The 17,203-nt window shown below is 73.6% G+C and carries 15 protein-coding genes and 1 pseudogene; 4 read left to right on the top strand and 12 right to left on the bottom strand.

Features of this window, described 5'->3' with window-relative positions:
- Positions 1-72: 72 nt before the first annotated feature.
- The 3 genes from ACZ3ZD_RS25315 to ACZ3ZD_RS25305 all read right to left on the bottom strand — a co-directional run bounded on the left by ACZ3ZD_RS25315 (position 73) and on the right by ACZ3ZD_RS25305 (position 3,684).
- Positions 73-717 (bottom strand): DUF899 domain-containing protein, encoded by a 645-nt coding sequence (locus ACZ3ZD_RS25315; RefSeq protein WP_467401492.1) that lies wholly within the window; start codon positions 715-717, stop codon positions 73-75.
- A gap of 223 nt (positions 718-940) precedes the next feature.
- A complete protein-coding gene (locus tag ACZ3ZD_RS25310; RefSeq protein ID WP_467401490.1) occupies positions 941-2,794 on the bottom strand; it encodes an FUSC family protein in 1,854 nt (617 codons plus the stop codon).
- A 194-nt stretch (positions 2,795-2,988) separates the two neighbouring features.
- Positions 2,989-3,684: a uracil-DNA glycosylase gene (locus ACZ3ZD_RS25305; protein WP_467401487.1), complete on the bottom strand. Its 696-nt coding sequence runs from the start codon at positions 3,682-3,684 to the stop codon at positions 2,989-2,991.
- A 156-nt stretch (positions 3,685-3,840) separates the two neighbouring features.
- Between ACZ3ZD_RS25305 and ACZ3ZD_RS25300 the strand changes: the two genes are divergently transcribed.
- A complete protein-coding gene (locus tag ACZ3ZD_RS25300; RefSeq protein ID WP_467401485.1) occupies positions 3,841-4,473 on the top strand; it encodes an RNA-binding S4 domain-containing protein in 633 nt (210 codons plus the stop codon).
- A 50-nt stretch (positions 4,474-4,523) separates the two neighbouring features.
- On the opposite strand, the gene ACZ3ZD_RS25295 is transcribed toward ACZ3ZD_RS25300, so the two are convergent.
- Positions 4,524-4,979: a DoxX family protein gene (locus tag ACZ3ZD_RS25295; protein ID WP_467401482.1), complete on the bottom strand. Its 456-nt coding sequence runs from the start codon at positions 4,977-4,979 to the stop codon at positions 4,524-4,526.
- A 219-nt stretch (positions 4,980-5,198) separates the two neighbouring features.
- Positions 5,199-5,733: pseudogene (locus tag ACZ3ZD_RS25290) on the bottom strand (acyltransferase domain-containing protein).
- A 132-nt stretch (positions 5,734-5,865) separates the two neighbouring features.
- Between ACZ3ZD_RS25290 and ACZ3ZD_RS25285 the strand changes: the two are divergent.
- Complete coding sequence (locus tag ACZ3ZD_RS25285) at positions 5,866-6,156, top strand: DUF6343 family protein (RefSeq protein ID WP_467401479.1); 291 nt, start codon at positions 5,866-5,868, stop codon at positions 6,154-6,156.
- A gap of 127 nt (positions 6,157-6,283) precedes the next feature.
- Here the strand turns inward: ACZ3ZD_RS25285 and ACZ3ZD_RS25280 are convergent, their stop codons facing one another.
- The 4 genes from ACZ3ZD_RS25280 to rpsA form a co-directional block, all read right to left on the bottom strand.
- Positions 6,284-6,664 carry a tetratricopeptide repeat protein gene (locus tag ACZ3ZD_RS25280; protein ID WP_467401477.1) on the bottom strand — a complete coding sequence of 127 codons (381 nt, stop codon included), beginning with the start codon at positions 6,662-6,664 and terminating at the stop codon, positions 6,284-6,286.
- 50 nt (positions 6,665-6,714) lie between these two features.
- Entirely contained in the window at positions 6,715-7,341 is a 627-nt protein-coding gene (coaE, locus tag ACZ3ZD_RS25275; RefSeq protein WP_467401474.1) for a dephospho-CoA kinase, read from the bottom strand.
- 61 nt (positions 7,342-7,402) lie between these two features.
- Positions 7,403-8,341 (bottom strand): PAC2 family protein, encoded by a 939-nt coding sequence (locus ACZ3ZD_RS25270; protein WP_467401472.1) that lies wholly within the window; start codon positions 8,339-8,341, stop codon positions 7,403-7,405.
- A gap of 247 nt (positions 8,342-8,588) precedes the next feature.
- On the bottom strand, positions 8,589-10,082 hold the full coding sequence (gene rpsA / locus ACZ3ZD_RS25265; RefSeq protein ID WP_009322963.1) for a 30S ribosomal protein S1: 1,494 nt from the start codon (positions 10,080-10,082) through the stop codon (positions 8,589-8,591).
- A 221-nt stretch (positions 10,083-10,303) separates the two neighbouring features.
- On the opposite strand from rpsA, the gene ACZ3ZD_RS25260 reads away from it, so the two are divergent.
- Together ACZ3ZD_RS25260 and hrpB are read left to right on the top strand one after the other, a co-directional pair.
- Positions 10,304-11,296: a class I SAM-dependent methyltransferase gene (locus tag ACZ3ZD_RS25260; RefSeq protein ID WP_467401467.1), complete on the top strand. Its 993-nt coding sequence runs from the start codon at positions 10,304-10,306 to the stop codon at positions 11,294-11,296.
- Between the two features lie 71 nt (positions 11,297-11,367).
- Complete coding sequence (gene hrpB / locus ACZ3ZD_RS25255; protein WP_467401464.1) at positions 11,368-13,878, top strand: ATP-dependent helicase HrpB; 2,511 nt, start codon at positions 11,368-11,370, stop codon at positions 13,876-13,878.
- On the opposite strand, the gene pgfA is transcribed toward hrpB, so the two are convergent.
- From pgfA to ACZ3ZD_RS25240, 3 genes are all read right to left on the bottom strand, one after another.
- The gene (pgfA, locus tag ACZ3ZD_RS25250) at positions 13,868-14,860 is read right to left on the bottom strand and encodes a cell envelope lipid trafficking protein PgfA (protein ID WP_467401461.1); all 993 of its coding nucleotides are present in this window, start codon (positions 14,858-14,860) and stop codon (positions 13,868-13,870) included. The two genes, hrpB and pgfA, sit on opposite strands and share 11 nt — an antisense overlap.
- 27 nt (positions 14,861-14,887) lie before the next feature.
- The gene (locus tag ACZ3ZD_RS25245) at positions 14,888-15,022 is read right to left on the bottom strand and encodes an SPW_0924 family protein (RefSeq protein WP_401388011.1); all 135 of its coding nucleotides are present in this window, start codon (positions 15,020-15,022) and stop codon (positions 14,888-14,890) included.
- A 172-nt stretch (positions 15,023-15,194) separates the two neighbouring features.
- Positions 15,195-16,946 carry a lytic transglycosylase domain-containing protein gene (locus ACZ3ZD_RS25240; protein ID WP_467401456.1) on the bottom strand — a complete coding sequence of 584 codons (1,752 nt, stop codon included), beginning with the start codon at positions 16,944-16,946 and terminating at the stop codon, positions 15,195-15,197.
- Positions 16,947-17,203 lie beyond the last annotated feature (257 nt).

Genomic DNA, 17,203 nt, shown 5'->3' with positions numbered 1-17,203 from the left:
TTGTGACACGAAGCGGACAGGAAGCGGACCCTCCGTGTCGACTACGGCACGTTTGGTGGCCGTACTCGGAAATCAGTCGTCGTACTCGTCGTGGAGGCGGAGCCCTTCACTGCCGGCGGGGCCGCGGCCGAGCGCGGTCAGGTCGAGCAGGGCCGCGGTGGCGCCCAGGACGTCCAGCCCGTCGTCGTACACCGAGTAGGTGTGGAAGACCCGGCTGTGGTCGCGCAGGAAGCAGCTGAGGCCGGCCCGTTCGACGAGGTCGCCGCCCGAGTCGACGGTGGCCTCGAAGTCCCGGTTGAAGTCGCTGTGCGCCGAGGAGTACCACGGCACCGCCCAGCCCATCCGCGCCTTGAACGGCAGGATCCGGGTGAAGGGTGCCCGGGAGACGGCCGCGAAGGCGGTGTTCCGGGCGCGCAGGTGGGCGAGGTGGCCGATCTGGTCCAGGAAGGCGGCGCAGCACGGGCAGCCGGACTCCCACTCCGGGGCGAACATGAAGTGGTGTACGACGAGTTGGGCCCGCTCCTCGAAGAGGTCGAGCAGGGTGGTCTTGCCGTCGCCGCCCTCGAAGACGTACTCCGGGTCGACCTCCACCATGGGCAGCCGCCGGCGCTCGGCGGCCAGCACCTCACGCGCTCGTGTGACCGCCTCCTCCTTGCGCAGCAACTCCTCGCGCGCCGCGCGCCACTGCTCGCGCGAGACGATCCGGGGATGCGACATGTGCCCTCCTGTCCGACGGTCGGTTCGGGGTGGTGACCGTCGACGGGAGCGGAACTCATCGCTCGGCACCCGGAATTCTCCGGCGGCCCGGCGCGGCGGCCTTCTTCGCTGGGAGACACCCTCGGACACGCTCGGGGACGTTCGGAGCCCCAGAGCCATCACGAGCCGGGCGTACCGCCGGCCGATGGCCGACGGACACCCCACGTACAAACGGCGGGCGCGGCTACACGGCGGCGGGCAGCGGCACCCGTACGCCCCGCTGCTCCAGCTCCGCCAGGGCCTCGCGCAGTTGGTGGAGGTGCCGGGGGGTGAGCCGTCCGGTGTCGTCGAGGTGGACGGCGCAGGCGGTGGTGGTGTCCACGAGCCGTTCCAGCACCTCGGCGACGGCGTCCGTGCCCTCGGTGTGCCGGGCGAGGGCGGGCAGTTCGGCGGCGGCGAGGGAGATGGCGGTCCGGGCCTCGGCGAGGGTCCGGTAGGCCTCCCGGCGCAGCGCCCACCGTTCGGCGCGGTCACCGGACTCGCCGAGGACGTGCAGGAGGTAGGCGTGCGCGGCGCCGCCGGCCGCCGTGAGCCGGGCCCGTACCCCGCCGCCCCGCTCCCCCGGCATCGGCAGATGCCCCACGACCAGCACGAGCGCGCAGGCCAGCAGGGTCTCGCCGATCCGGCTGACCGAGGCCTGCGGCTCCCCGCCGGCCATGACCAGGGCGAGGACGAGGACGGTGACGACCGTGGTGAGCGCGGCGAAGTTCCGGGTGGCGACCGGCAGGACGGCGCCGCACACCGCCACCAGCACGATCAGCCCGGCCGGCCGCGGCAGCAGCGCGGCGAGGCCGGCGAACACCACGGCGCCGAGCACGGTGCCGGCGGCCCGGGACAGTACGCGGGAGGCGAGCGGGCCGAGGTCGGGCTTGACGAGGAAGACGGCGGTGGCGGGCAGCCAGTACCAGTGCGTGTGCTGGCCGTACCAGCGGCTGTGGTGCAGGGCCTGGGCGATGGCCGCGCTGGCGCCGAAGCAGAGGGCGACGCGCAGCCCGTACTCGCGCCCGCCGACACCGAGCGCGGCCCGCAGCGCGTGCCCGACGCTCCGGCGCCGGCCGAGCAGTCCGCGGTGGGCGCCCTCGCCCCGGTCGAAGGCGTCGGCGGCGCGCAGCAGGGCGTCGTCCAAGGCGCGCAGGGCGGGCGCGGCCCGGTGCGGGGCGGGCAGCGGGCCGGTGCCGGTGTTGCCGCGAACCGCGGCGGCGAGCCGCCGGGGCCCCTGCGCCGCCCGCGCCGGAACCGGCTCCCCCGCCCAGTACAGGGCGGTGGCGGCCTCGGCGAGGGGCAGGGCCGCCGCGAACCGGGCGTGCAGCCGGCGCTCGGTGACCGAGCCGGTGTACCGGCGCAGCCGGGGCCCGGTGAGGGCGTCCTGGGCGTGGTCCAGTGCGGCGGTGAGCGCGGCCCGCCGGGCGGTGGCGTGCTCCCCGCCCACGGCGGCGACGAGCGCGGCGATCGCGTCGTACACGTCGGCGACCGCCTCCCGCTCCCCGTCGAAGCGGAAGTCCCCGGCGAGCGAGCCGGGGGTGGGCAGGGCGAGCCGCAGCGCCATCAGCCAGCCGGCGCCGGTCAGGAAGGCGAGGGCCCGCAGCCAGCCGCTCTCGGCGGCCGGCATTCCGGCGCCGACGGCCGCGGCGACGAGCAGCTGCGTGCCGGCGGCGGAGGCGACGGGCCCGACGGCGCTGACACCGCCGGCGACCAGCCCCAGCGCGGTGAGCGCCAGGGTCAGCGGTACGGCGGCCAGACCCTGCCCGGCGTACGTCCCGAGGAGCAGCCCCAGCGCTCCGGCCAGCGCGGGCACGCCGAGCCGCTGCACCGACGCCCGTCGGCTGCCGGGACGGTCGTTGATGCCGGCGAGCATCGCGGCGATGGCGGCGATCACCGCGAGCGCCGTCTGCCCGGCGAGCTCCCCCGCGGCCAGCAGCGGCCCGGCGGCGAGCGCACCCCGGCAGACCGCGCTCCAGGGGACGGGGCCACGCTGGGTACGGAAGGCGTGGGCGAGCCAGAGGGGTACGGCGGGCCGGGACACGGGGCTCCTGTTCATTCGAGGGCGGGGGTGGGCCTTCGGACGACGGTGGCCGGTGGCCGGTGGCCGGTGGATGAACCTCCACGGTAGACCGGGTGCCCCCGGCACACGGGATGATGATGTTTCGCCCATGTGAAAGCTGCCGGTACAGCTGCTTTCTTTATGAACGCAATGCCCTTCGCGATGCCCCGGACGAGCGCACCGAGCCGGCTCTACGGCAGCCCGGCCGCGTCCGCGGCCGTGCGCAGCACCTCGCGGAGCATCTCGGTGGTGAGCCGGCCGGTGAAGGTGTTGCGCTGGCTCACGTGGAAGCAGCCGAAGAGGTCCAGGCCGTCGAGCCCGACCCGGGCGCCGTGGGCGAAGGCGGGGCGGGGGCGGGGCACGCTCCAGCCCGCCTCCGCGAACGCGGGCAGCGCCGCCTGCCAGCCGAAGGCACCCAGGACGACCGCGGCCCGCACGGTCGGCCGGAGCAGCGTCAGCTCCTGGACCAGCCAGGGCCGGCAGGTGTCCCGCTCACCCGGGGTCGGCTTGTTGGCGGGCGGGGCGCAGTGCACCGGTGCCGTGACCCGCACGCCGTACAACTCCAGTCCGTCGTCGGCCTGGACGGAGGTGGGCTGCGAGGCCAGCCCCACGTCGTACAGCGCCTGGTACAGCACGTCTCCCGAACGGTCGCCGGTGAACATGCGGCCGGTGCGGTTGCCGCCGTGCGCGGCCGGGGCCAGGCCGATGATCACCAGCCGGGCGTCGGCCGGCCCGAAACCGGGCACCGGCCGCCCCCAGTACGTCCAGTCGGCGAACGCGGCCCGTTTGGTACGGGCCACCTCCTCACGCCAGTCGACCAGCCGGGGGCAGGCCCGGCAGTCGGCGACGCGCCGGTCGAGCCTGGCGAGCGCGCTGCTGTCGTCCATACCGTCACCGTATGCCCCGGGGAACCGCCACCGTATGCACGGAAACCGGGCCCTCGTACCGGGGCCCGCGCCAGGTACGCCCGGGGAGGCGGGGTCCTGCGCGGGTGTCGGGAAAAGGCTTCCTGCATCGCGGCCTCTCGGCGTTAGGGTCGGGGCATGGCTTCCGAGGATGCGGACGAGAACGTGGACCGTGGGACCGGCGAGGGAACAGGCGCGCCGGGCGGGGCGGACCCCGCCCCTACCCCCTCTGACCAGCCGCTCGACCCGAAGATCGCCGCCGCGGTGGCCGCCGCCGAGGCCGCCGGGCCCGGCAGCGGCGAGACCGTCCGCATCGACAGCTGGATCTGGGCCGTCCGCCTGATCAAGACCCGCTCCCTCGGCGCCACCGCCTGCCGGGGCGGGCATGTGCACGTGAACGGCGAGCGCGTGAAGCCCGCCTACTCCCTGCGCGTCGGCGACGAGGTACGGCTGCGGAACGAGGGCCGGGAACGGGTCGTGATCGTCAAGCGCCTGATCCGCAAGCGGGTCGGCGCGCCCGTGGCCGTCCAGTGCTACGTCGACAACTCGCCTCCGCCCCCGCCCCGCGAGGCCGTCGCCCCCGCCGGCCTGCGCGACCGCGGTGCCGGCCGCCCCACCAAGCGGGACCGCCGCGAACTCGAGCGCCTGCGCGGCCTGTCCGCCGCCGGCACCCCCACGGCCTACCCGCCGGTCCCCGGCTTCGGCAATCCCGGACCCTCCGGCGGACGCGGTGCCGCCGGAGGGTCCGGGGGGCGGTCCCGCGGGCGGTGAGCCGGGGAGGGCCCTCCGGAAGGCCGGTGGGGGCGGTGTCAGCGCCGGTGTCACCGGCGGCGCAGCAGTCGTATCAGGTCGGCGTTGTGGGTCCGGCGGGTCCAGGCGATCAGGGTGAGCGGCACGATCAGGATCACCGGGGTCGCCGCGTTCTGCCCGTCGAACGCGGTGAGCTGGACGATGAACGCCCCCACCATCAGCGTGCTCAGGGCGATCGCCGCCGCGGACTGCAGGACCGGCACCAGCAGGGCTATTCCTCCGGCGAGTTCGAGCGCGCCGATGGTGTACATGGCCCCGCTGCCCCAGCCGATCCGGTCGAAGGACTCGACGGCCGTCGGGTGGGCGATGAGCTTGGGCAGGGCGCTGGCGAGCCCGTAGAACAGGGCGAGCAGGACCTGCAGCGTGCGCAGCGCGATCCGGGCGGCACGCACCCGGCCGGTGCGCGGGGTGGCGGGGGCCGTGGACGTCGTCATCGGGGAGCCGGCGGGGGCGGTGGTCTCGGACACGGTGTCTCCTGGTGTGGCGGTGCCGGATGCTTGTACGGACGTAGACCGGTCCGGAGCCGGGAACTCATCGCGCGAGCGGCAATGTGTGCCGTGCAGCCCTCCGGCTGACCGCGCCGGGTCCCCTGCCCGCGCGGTCCGCACGCATCTCGATCCTCATACCCGCACAACGGCCCGCGGCGGCACGCCCGTTCCCCTCCTCCCCCGGTTCACCCCTTCGAGCTATCCCGCCCGGAACGGGAACCATCCGTGCCCGATGTACCAGTGGCCGCCCGCCCGCAGGTGGTCCCCGACGGCCCGCTCCACGGACGTGCGGCGGGGCAGGTCGGCCACCGGCAGGTCCGGGTCACCGAAGACGAAGCGGACGGGTACGGTGTCGGCCGGCTCGGTCTCGCAGGCGATGCGGAACCGTTCCTGGAAGCGGACGATGTGGGAGTCGGCGGGCAGGTGAGATCTCGGCCGGGGCGCCGACCGCCCGGTGGCAGGCCCGGGTCCGCGGGAGCGCCGCGAGGAAGACGTACACGGGGAAGATCTCGGCCAGTTCGGCCGGGACCGAGGCGAGCGGGCCGTCGAGGTCGGGGGTGCGGCCGGTGTGCTGCGGCTCGCGGAAGATCTCCTCGACGCAGTTGCCGAGGAGTTCGCGCAGGTCCGGGTCCCGGGCCACCGTGTGCCACCGGGCGACGAGTTCGTTGATGTCCTCGTGCGGAACGGCCAGGTCGAGGAGGAGTTCGGGCAGGTCGTCGGCGTCCGGCTGCACGGGCGGTCCCCCTTCGGTCTCGACGGGCGGCGTCACCCCGGTGCGCCGTCTCGGCGACCGGTCGCGCCGCCGGGTCGAGTGTTGATGCGGGTCGTCGGCGGAGAGTACGTTGCAAGAAGGAGTGGTGATCCGATGCGTACGGGCAGTGAACCGGTGACTGCGCGCAGTCCCCTGCGGGCACGGTTCTGGCTGTGCCTGTGGGGACTGGGCTGGGCGGCCTTCGGCACGGCGGCGTTCGCGGCGGTGGGGCGGGTGGCCTGGGCCGTTGCCTGCGGGGTGCTGTTGCTCCTCGTCGGCATCGACATGGCCATGATCCTCCGGCACATCCGGCAGGGCCCGCACTACCAGCCGGGCCGTGACGTCCCGCCGTACCAGCCGCCGGACGCCGGACCACCGTATCCGAGGCGGCACAGGCACCCGTGACCCGGTCCGAGGCGGCACAGGCATCCGGGGCCGGGCCCGTGGCGGCACAGGCACCCCTGACCGCGTCCGAGGCGTCACAGGCACCCGTGACCGGCCGTGACGGCCCCCTCGGAATCGACCGCACGCGTCAGTCGTCGAAGCGTGCCGCCTTCAGGTACTCCGGGTTGGGGTCGAGCGCGGCGGCCAGCCGGAAGTGGCGCTTGGCCTGGTCGGGGCGGCCTTGGCGCTCGTAGGTGCGGGCCAGGGCGAAGTGCGCGAACGCGTTGTCCGGCTCGCGCTCCAGCACGATGGTGAACTCCAGCTCCGCCGGCCGCAGTTGCGCCGCGGCGAAGAAGGCCCGCGCGCGCAGCAGCCGGGCGGCGGTGTTCTCGGGGTGCGCGGCGATGACTCCGTCGAGCAGTTTCACCGCGCCCCGCGGGTCCCGCGCGTTGAGCAGGTGCTCGGCGGCACGGAAGTCGATGACATGCGTCTCCGGCGTACGTCCGGTGGAACCGCTGATCTCGGGCACGACAGAGTCCTTCCCTCGCTGTCGTGCTTTCAACGCGCCGGTCCGGACGGCTATTCCGCGTCCTGCGCGCCCGCGTCGCGCTGCCGGGCCCGGCGGGCGAGGTCGTCCCACACCTCGGCGACGCGCTTCTCCAGCGCGTCCAGGGGTACGTCGTTGTCGATCAGGATGTCCGCGATCTCCCGGCGCTGTGCGCGGGTCGCCTGCGCGGCCATGCGCGCGCGTGCGTCCTCCTCGGTCATCCCGCGCAGCCGGACCAGCCGGTCGAGCTGGGTGTCGGGGCTCGCGTCCACGACGACCACGACGTCGTAGAGGGGGGCGAGGCCGTTCTCCGTGAGCAGGGGCACGTCGTGGACGACCACGGCGTCCTCGGCCGCGGCGCTCTCCAGTTCGCGGGAGCGGGCACCGACCAGGGGGTGCACGATCGCGTTCAGGACGGCGAGCTTGTCGGGGTCGGCGAAGACGATCGAGCCGAGCCGCGGCCGGTCCAGGCTGCCGTCGGCGGCGAGGACGTCGGCCCCGAAGGCGTCGACCACGGCCGCGAGCCCGGGCGTGCCGGGTGCCACGACCTCGCGCGCGATGCGGTCTGCGTCGATGAGCACGGCCCCGTGCCGCACGAGCAGCCGTGACACCTCGCTCTTGCCGGCGCCGATCCCGCCGGTCAGGCCCACTGTCAGCATGACCGGAAGCCTAGACGCTCCGCACCCGCGCCCCGTAGGGCAGGTGTGGGCCGGGCGCGGGTCAGTTGTCGCCCTCGCGTTCCGCCAGGAAGCGCTCGAACTCGCGCCCGATCTCGTCGGCCGACGGGATCTCCACGGGCTCGGCGAGCATGTTGCCCCGGGTCTCGGCGCCGGCCGCGGCGTCGTACTGGTGCTCCAGGCCCTGCACGAGCGCGGTGAGTTCCTCGTCGCCCTCCTGGATCTGCCGGTCGATCTCGGTCTGCGTGCGGTGCGCGTCCGTCCGCAGGGAATGGGCGACACCGGGCAGGACCAGGCCGGTGGCGGCCGTGACGGCCTCCAGGACGGTCAGGGCGGCGTCCGGGTACGCGGAACGGGCGATGTAGTGCGGGACGTGGGCGGCGAGGCCCAGGACGTCCTGCCCGGCCTCCATGAGGCGGTACTCGACCAGCGACTCGGCGCTGCCGGGCACCTGGGCCTCCTCGAAGGGGCTGCGGTGACCGGGAACGAGGTCGCTGCGGTTGCCGTGCGGGGTCAGGCCCACCGGGCGGGTGTGCGGGACGCCCATGGGGATGCCGTGGAAGTTCACGGACAGGCGCACGCCGAGCCGCTCCACGATCTGCCGCACCGCCGCCGCGAACCGCTCCCACTCCACGTCCGGTTCGGGACCGGACAGCAGCAGGAAGGGGGCGCCGGTGGCGTCCTGGACGAGGCGGACCTCGATGGCCGGGACCTCGTACCCGGTCCAGCGGTCCCGCTTGAAGGTCAGCAGGGGGCGCCGGGCCCGGTAGTCCACGAGCCGGTCGTGGTCGAACCGGGCCACGACCTGGTGGGGCAGTGAGTCGAGCAGCCGGTCGACGATCTGGTCGCCGGTCTCGCCCGCGTCGATGTATCCGTCGAAGTGGTAGAGCATGACAAGGCCGGCCGACTCCTGGGCGAGCGCCATGTCGACCACGGCGAGGCCCTTCGGCTCCCATGCGTACAAACCCTGCGGATCAAGCACTGTGACCGCCCCTCCTCGTGTTCCTCAGGGACAACGCGCCCTGGAGCAGCGGAATTCCCGCGACACGCCGCTGAGTGACGATCGCCTGCGGCGCGTCACTTCTGTGGACGGCTGCGGGGCCGTAGGAACGGCTGAAGAGCAGCCACAGGCACAGGGAGGAGTCGTACGCACGGCTGAGGGGCCGTACCTCGAAAGGTACGACCCCTCAGTCAGCTGTCGGCCAAGCCCTGGCGGGCAGCCGGCTGCGTCAGCTCTGGCCGCCGGCCAGCTTCTCGCGCAGCGCGGCCAGCGCCTCGTCCGAGGCCAGGGCACCGGAGGTGTCCGCGCCCTCGGAGGAGTACGAACCGCCACCGGACGCGGCCGGAGCGGCAGCCTCGCCGCCCTCGGCGGCAGCGGCGGCGTCGGCCTCGCGGGACTTGATGACCTGCTGCTGGTGCTGCTCGAAGCGGGACTGCGCCTCGGCGTACTGGCGCTCCCACTCCTCGCGCTGCTTCTCGTAGCCCTCGAGCCAGTCGTTGGTCTCGGGGTCGAAGCCCTCGGGGTAGATGTAGTTGCCCTGGTCGTCGTAGGACGCGGCCATGCCGTACAGGGTCGGGTCGAACTCGACCGACGCCGGGTCGGCACCGAAGGACTCGTTGGCCTGCTTCAGCGAGAGGCTGATGCGGCGACGCTCGAGGTCGATGTCGATGACCTTGACGAAGATCTCGTCGTTGACCTGGACGACCTGCTCCGGGATCTCCACGTGGCGCTCGGCCAGCTCGGAGATGTGGACCAGACCCTCGATGCCCTCGTCCACGCGGACGAACGCACCGAACGGCACCAGCTTCGTGACCTTGCCGGGCACGACCTGGCCGATCTGGTGGGTGCGGGCGAACTGCTGCCACGGGTCTTCCTGGGTCGCCTTCAGCGACAGGGAGACGCGCTCGCGGTCCATGTCGACGTCGAGGACCTCGACGGTGACCTCCTGGCCGACCTCGACGACCTCGGAGGGGTGGTCGATGTGCTTCCAGGACAGCTCGGAGACGTGGACCAGACCGTCGACGCCACCCAGGTCCACGAAGGCACCGAAGTTGACGATCGAGGAGACCACACCGGAACGGACCTGACCCTTCTGGAGGGTCGTGAGGAACGTCTGGCGGACCTCGGACTGGGTCTGCTCCAGCCAGGCACGGCGGGACAGGACCACGTTGTTGCGGTTCTTGTCCAGCTCGATGATCTTGGCCTCGAGCTCCTTGCCCACGTAGGGCTGGAGGTCGCGGACGCGGCGCATCTCGACCAGGGAGGCCGGGAGGAAGCCACGGAGGCCGATGTCGAGGATGAGACCACCCTTGACGACCTCGATGACGGTACCGGTGACGATGCCGTCCTCTTCCTTGATCTTCTCGATGGTGCCCCAGGCACGCTCGTACTGGGCGCGCTTCTTCGAGAGGATCAGGCGGCCTTCCTTGTCCTCCTTCTGGAGGACCAGGGCCTCGATCTCGTCGCCGACGGCGACGACCTCGTTGGGGTCGACGTCGTGCTTGATCGAGAGCTCTCGGCTCGGGATGACACCTTCGGTCTTGTAACCGATGTCGAGCAGGACCTCGTCCCGGTCGACCTTCACGATGACGCCGTCGACGATGTCGCCGTCGTTGAAGTACTTGATCGTCTCGTCGATCGCGGCGAGGAAGGCTTCCTCGTTACCGATGTCGTTGACCGCAACCTGCGGGGTGGTGGCGGTGGTCTCGGTGCTGCTCGTCATGTGGGAAAGGGCTCCGGTACGGACATTGAAGTCGTAGGTACTGCTTACGCCGGGAGCCCGTTTCGCTCTGCAGAAGCCGGACAGCCAAGGAAGCGCCCCACCAGGAACTGGTGATGGCGCCTCGACAACCGAGGGGACATACAACAGATGCGAGCGCAGCCTGCTACGTCTGAGGTGCGCAGGCCCGCAGCGCAACTTGTAGCATACGGGGGCGGCCGGACATGGTCAATGCGCGAAGGCGCGCACCGGGGGCGGATCGCCGCATTCCGGGCAGAAGAAACGTCCCGGCAGGCCACGCGGGCCCCTGGGAACCCTTCGCGGGGACCCTTGGCGGGAGCCCCCGGCGGGCTGGACGGAAGAGTACGACGAGGGAGCCGATCATCCAAGAGCCGGAAGCGTACGACCCGGAGGGGCCCGGGGGTTTCGAGCCGGAGGCCACCCGGCGTGACGCGGATGTCACCGAGAGCGCCCGGGCCAACCGGGGCTGGTGGGACCGCAACGCGGACGAGTACCAGACCGAGCACGGCACGTTCCTCGGCGACGACCGCTTCGTGTGGGGCCCGGAGGGGCTGGACGAGGTGGAGGCCGAGCTGCTGGGCCCGCCGGAGGAGCTGAAGGGCAGGGACGTCCTGGAGATCGGCGCGGGAGCGGCGCAGTGCGCGCGCTGGCTGGCCGCCCAGGGCGCGCGTCCGGTGGCCCTGGACCTGTCGCACCGGCAGTTGCAGCACGCGCTGCGGATCGGTGGATCGTTTCCGCTGGTCTGTGCCGACGCCGGCGCGCTGCCCTTCGCGGACGGCTCCTTCGACCTGGCGTGCTCCGCGTACGGGGCGCTGCCGTTCGTGGCCGACCCGCGGCTGGTGCTGCGCGAGGTGCACCGGGTGCTGCGGCCGGGCGGCCGGTTCGTGTTCTCGGTGACGCATCCGATCCGCTGGGCGTTCCCGGACGAGCCGGGCCCGGAGGGCCTGACGGTGCACTCGTCGTACTTCGACCGCACGCCCTATGTGGAGCAGGACGAGGAGGGCCACGCGGTCTACGTGGAGCACCACAGGACGCTCGGCGACCGGGTGCGGGACGTCGTGGCCAGCGGTTTCCGGCTGGTGGACCTGGTGGAGCCGCAGTGGCCGGCCTGGAACACCGCCGAGTGGGGCGGCTGGTCGCCCCTGCGCGGGAACCTGATCCCGGGCACGGCGATCTTCGTGTGCGAGCGGAGCTAGGTCCTCTCTTCAGGCACATGCCGTGTACGCGCGCGTAGGGGCCGTTTCCCGGGGCGTACGACACTGGGGGCGTGATCCGTTACGACGCTCTGGACGCGCTGCCCGTGGGCTCCGCCCTGCCCGCCCTGGCCGACGCCCTGGCGGGTGAGGGCACCGCCGTGCTGGTGGCGCCGCCCGGCACCGGCAAGACGACGCTGGTGCCGCTGGTGCTGGCGGGGCTGGTCGGGGGTGGTCCGGCCCGGCGGGTCGTGGTGGCCGAACCGCGGCGGATCGCGGCGCGTGCGGCGGCCCGGCGGATGGCGTGGCTGCTGGGCGAGCGGACCGGGGAGAGCGTCGGCTTCACGGTGCGCGGGGAACGGGCGGTGGGGCGGCACACGCGCGTGGAGGTCGTGACGACCGGTGTCCTGCTGCAACGGCTCCAGCGCGACCAGGAGCTGGCCGGGGTGGACGTCGTCGTCCTGGACGAGTGCCACGAGCGGCACCTGGACGCGGACACGGCGGCCGCGTTCCTGTGGGACGTGCGGCAGACGCTGCGGCCGGAGCTGCGGCTGGTGGCGGCGTCGGCGACCACGGACGCCGAGGGCTGGGCGCGGCTGCTCGGCGGGGCGCCGGTGGTCGAGGCGGTGGGTGCGGCGCATCCGGTCGAGGTGGTGTGGGCGCCGCCGGCGCGTCCGGTGCGGCCGCCGCACGGGATGTGGGTGGATCCGGCACTGCAGGCGCATGTGGCGTCGGTGGTGCGGCGGGCGCTGGCCGAGCGGGCCGGGGACGTGCTGTGCTTCCTGCCCGGGGTGGGTGAGATCGCGCGCGTGGCGGGTCTGCTGGGGGATCCGGGGGACGTCGAGGTGCTCCAGGTGCACGGGCGGGCGCCGGCCGCGGTGCAGGACGCCGTGCTGGCCGCGGGGACCCGGCGCCGGGTGGTGCTGGTGACGTCCGTGGCAGAGTCGTCGCTGACGGTTCCCGGGGTGCGGGTGGTGGTCGACTCGGGGTTGGCGCGGGAGCCGCGGGTGGACCACGCGCGCGGGCTGAGCGGGCTGGCGACGGTACGGGCGTCGCGGGCGGCCGGGCGGCAGCGGGCGGGGCGGGCCGGGCGTGAGGCGCCGGGGGCGGTGTACCGGTGCTGGGCGGAGGCCGAGGACGGCCGTCTGCCGGCTTTTCCGGCGCCGGAGATCAAGGTGGCCGATCTGACCGCGTTCGCCCTTCAGACGGCCTGCTGGGGCGATCCGGACGCCTCCGGGCTGGCGTTGCTGGATCCGCCGCCGGGCGGGGCGATGGCGGCGGCGCGCGCCACGCTGGCCGCGGTGGGGGCGGTGGACTCCGCCGGGCGGGCCACGCCGACCGGGGGGCGGCTGGCCCGGCTCGGGGTGCACCCCCGGCTGGGGCGGGCGCTGCTCGACACCTCCGGTGCGGGTGCCCCGGTCGTCGCCCTGCTGTCCGAGGAGGTACCGCGGGAGTACGGGGATGACCTCGCGGGTGCGCTGCGGCGGGCCCGGGGCGGGGGTGACGCGTACGCGGGGCGGTGGGCCGCGGAGGTGCGGCGGCTGCGGGCCGTCGCCGGCGAGCCCTCCGGGCCGTCCGCCGGGCACGGTGAGCTTCTCGGGGCGGCCGCCGGTGACGACGGGCTCGCCGGGCTGGTCACCGCGCTCGCCTTTCCCGAGCGGGTCGCCAGGCTCGACGGCGGGTCGTACCTCATGGCGTCCGGGACGCGGGCGGAGTTGCCTCAGGGGTCCGCGCTGCGCGGTGCTCCCTGGATCGTCGTGGCCGTCGCCGACCGGCCCACCGGGAAGGGGCACGCGCGCGTGCGGCTCGGGGCGGCCGTGGCGGAGGACGTGGCGCGTGTCGCCGCCGGGGCGCTGTTCGCCGAGCGGGACGAGGTGCGCTGGGCCGACGGGGACGTGACGGCCCGGCACGTCGAGCGGCTCGGGGCGATCGAGCTGGCCGTACGCCCCCTGAGGAACCCCGGACCCGGCCTCGTACGGGCCGCCCTGCTCGACGGGCTCAGGCAGGACGGGTTCGGGCTGCTGCGCTGGTCGCCGGAGGCGGAGGTGCTGCGGCAGCGGCTGGCGTTCCTGCGCGCGCACCTCGGGGAGCCCTGGCCGGAGGTGTCGGACGCGGCGCTGCACGCGCGCGTGGACGAGTGGCTGGAGCCGGAGTTGGGCAAGGCGCGGCGGCGGGCCGATCTGGCCCGGATCGACGCCGGGCAGGCGCTGGCGCGTCTGCTGCCGTGGGCGGGCGGGGAGGCGGGCCGGCTGGACGAGCTGGCGCCCGAGCGGATCACCGTGCCGAGCGGGTCCAGGGTCCGGGTCGACTACCGGGATCCCGAGCGGCCGGTCCTGGCCGTCAAGCTGCAGGAGATGTTCGGGCTGCGTCGGACGCCGGCTGTCGCGGGTGTGCCGCTGCTCGTGCATCTGCTCTCGCCCGCCGGGCGGCCCGCCGCCGTCACGGCCGACCTGGCCTCGTTCTGGCAGGACGGCTATCGCGCCGTCCGGGCGGAGCTGCGCGGCCGTTACCCCAGGCACCCCTGGCCGGAGGACCCGGCGGCCGCCGAGCCCACCCGGCACACCAACGCGCGGCTCAGGCGCTGACCGGTTCGGGCTCCTGCGCCTGCGTGGGCGCGGGGCCGTCGGGGCGGCGGGCGCGGGTCTCCAGGGAGAGGGAGAGCGCGAGGAGCAGCACGGCGAGGCCGAGGGAGGTCCAGGGGACGTAGGAGGTGAGGGCCAGGACGAGGGTGCGGTTGTGCTCGACCAGGGCGACGGTGTGGTCGATGTAGTCCTCGCGCATCCTCACGTGCCCGGCGAACGCGGTGACCTTGGCGCGGTCGCCGAGCAGGGTGCCGCCGCGCAGTTCCTCCCGGTGGATCTCCTCGCCGTAGACGGGTGCACCGGTGACCGGTTCGACCCAGAATCTGCGGACGGTGGTGTACCAGCGGGTGGTGCCGGTCCTGGCGATCGATTCCGGTGTGATGCCCTGCACGGGCAGGGTCTTCGGCATCGGGACCCTGGTCCAGGGGATGGTCTGCTCGAAGTAGTAGACGGTCAGGCCGCGGAACGTGCGGGTGCCGCGGTAGTGGATGGGGTTGGTGGTGCGGGTCTGGGCGTCGAAGTACTCGTAGTCCCGTTTGCGGGTCAGGAAGGGCCACTTGAACTCGATGCCCCGGCGGGTGACCGGGTCGCCGTCGACCATCTCGCCGGCGGCGTGGACGGGGTCCTGGCTGTGGGCGTCGAAGATGTAGCGTTCGGGCACCTTGGAGACCATCTTGCCGTCGGGGCCCTGGACGTAGGACAGGCCGTCCCAGACGACGACCGGTCGGCCGGCCGCCTTCCCGATCTTCTCCGCGGCCTCCACGTCGCCCTTGAGGGTCTGCACGATGGTGACCTCGGGGACCTTCCTGGCGCGCATGGTGCCGTAGTCGAGGAGGGTGGCGTCCTTGGCCTCCAGGACCATGTCCTGGTACTGGTCGGCGGGGATCCGGGCCAGGCGCGGGAAGGCGTACCAGCGCAGCAGCGGGGACAGCGCCGCGCAGAACACGGCGCAGGCGAGCAGGACCAGGCTTGCCTTGCGGCGCATTGCGGCCTCCCTCCCGGACGGGCGCGGCTAGGGGTGCGCGGGCACCGTCGTCAGCAGCGGCTTGGGGGACGTCCGGCCCGACGGCGCGCCCAGCGCGCTGATCGCGAGGACCAGGGCGAACGCGAGGGCGAGACCGGTCGCGGCGGCGATGAGGGCGCGCATGCGGGGCCTCCCGGCGGGCGGTCGGTGTCCTGGCGGTTTCCGGCGGTGTCCTGATGGGTCGTCAGGTCCGGCACCGTAGCAACGGGCGGACGAGATGAGAACAGCGGTGCGCGCACGAACGAGGGCGCCCCTTCCCGCCGCGGCGGAGGGGCGCCCTGTGTGCGGCCGTGGGTCAGGAGGCGGACTCGCTCGGGGCCGGGTCCGCCGGGGTGTCGGCGGCGACCTTCAGTTCCACGGTGAGCGTGGCGCCGCCGGTGGTGGTGACGCGGAGCAGGAAAATGCCCGTGGTGTCGTCCGCGTACAGCTTCGGGAGGGTGAGCAGGCCCTTTGCGTCCGTCTGGAGGCCGGTGAGGGTGCGTACGGCCTTGCCGTCGGCGTCCTTGAAGTAGGGGCCCTTGTCGTTCTCCGTGGCGTCCGTGCCGGACGTGATCAGTGTGGCGGTGGCCGCGACCTTGTCCGCGACGGCGCCCTTGTACGTCGCCTTCACCTGGACCTGGTCGGCGAACTCGCCGCCGGGGGTGCAGGTCAACGGGGTGTCACCGGTGCGGGTCAGGGTGTCGGCGGCACGGGCGGTGACCGTGGCGGTGAAGTGGACGCCCGTGACCGAGCGGCCCACGACGGCCGCGCGGACCTCGAAGTCGCCTGTTTTCTCACCGGCTTGGAGGGCCGGGGCCGTGGCGAGGCCCTTGGCGTCGGTGACGACCGTGGCCACGGTCTCGCCGCCGGCGAACGTGGCGTCCGTGTCGCCGGTGATGGTGAACCTGATCCTGACCTTGGCGACGGACTTGCCGACCTTGGTCTGTGCGCGGACGGCGACGGGGTCGGCGAAGGGGTCGCCGGCTGTCGCGGTGAGCTTTCCGGTGCCCAGGCCCTGCAGGTGGTCCACGAGGTCGGTGGGGGTCTGCGGGGGCGCGGGCGGGGTGGGCGGCGTCGGGACGGGGGGCTTCGGGGGCGTGGGGGTCTCGTGGCCGCCGTTGCCTTTGCCGTCGCCGCCGGGCTGGTGGGGCTTGGGGTGCGGCCTGGTCGTGTGCGGGGGCGTGGGGCTCGGTGACGTGGGGCTCGGGGAGGTGGTGCGGTGGGAGCCGTCGTCGCTGCGGTGCTCGGGTTCGCCGCCGGTGCCGTCGGGGATGGCGTGGCTGCCCTTGCGGTAGTACTCCAGCCAGTTCAGGACCAGGTCGAGGTAGTCCTGCGAGTTGTTGTAGCTGAGGATCGCGCTGCGCAGGCCGCTGTCGGTGGACAGGTCCCAGTCGTTGCGGCACAGGTAGTGCCCGGCGGCGAGGGCCGCGTCGTAGACGTTGTTGGGGTCCTTCTTGCCGTCGCCGTTGCCGTCGCGGCCGGCCCAGGCCCAGGTGGACGGGATGAACTGCATGGGGCCGACGGCCTGGTCGTAGAGGCTGTTGCCGTCGTACGCGCCGCCGTCGGTGTCCGGGATGAGCGCGAAGCCGTTGCCGTCGAGTTGCGGACCGAGGATCCGGCCGATGGTGGTGCCGTCGGCGTCGACCCGGCCGCCGCGGGCATGTCCCGACTCGACGTTGCCGATGGCGGCGAGCAGTTGCCAGGGCAGGTTGCAGCCGGGCTTGGTGGAGCGGAGTTCGGCCTCGGCCTTCTTGTAGGCGTCGAGGACCGTCGCCGGGATGCCGGCCTGGGAGTCACCCCGGGAGACGGGGGTGCCGGCGCTCGGCGAGGGGCTGGGAGCGGGGCTCTTCAGCGGCGGCAGGTCCGTGTAGTAGGGCGAGTTGCCGGTGGCGTTGTCGGCGGCGGGCCCGTCCGGTACGGGGGCGGTGGCGCCGGCCGCCGTCGGTCTGCCGTGGTCCTCGCCGGTCGCTCCCGGAGCCTGGGACGCGGAGAGAGCCGCGACCGCCGCCGCGGCCACGGCGGTGGTCGCCGCTCCCTTGCGCAGCCGCCTGCCGAAATGCGCCGCCATAGAGTGAACCCCTCCCATGGACGTCCGTGCGTCCGTCTCCGTCTGTCTGCCTCGCTCTGGTGTGACGGTCGTCCCCGTGATCTGGTTGCCCCCGTACCGCCCTTTCCTGCGTGCGTCGCGTGTACGGCCGTGCGCCCGGCACGGCGACGCAGGTGACCCTACGACAACTTGCTGTGAGCGGGCACCCGTTCGCGCCCGGTTTTCACCGGTTGGCCAACTGTCGTCGTCCCGCGTGGGCGTGGCCGGTGGTCACGCAT

Source organism: Streptomyces sp. NPDC023481 (assembly GCF_055560195.1).
The sequence above is the reverse complement of the archived record's forward strand: the minus strand, read 5'-3'. Positions and strand labels throughout refer to the sequence as shown.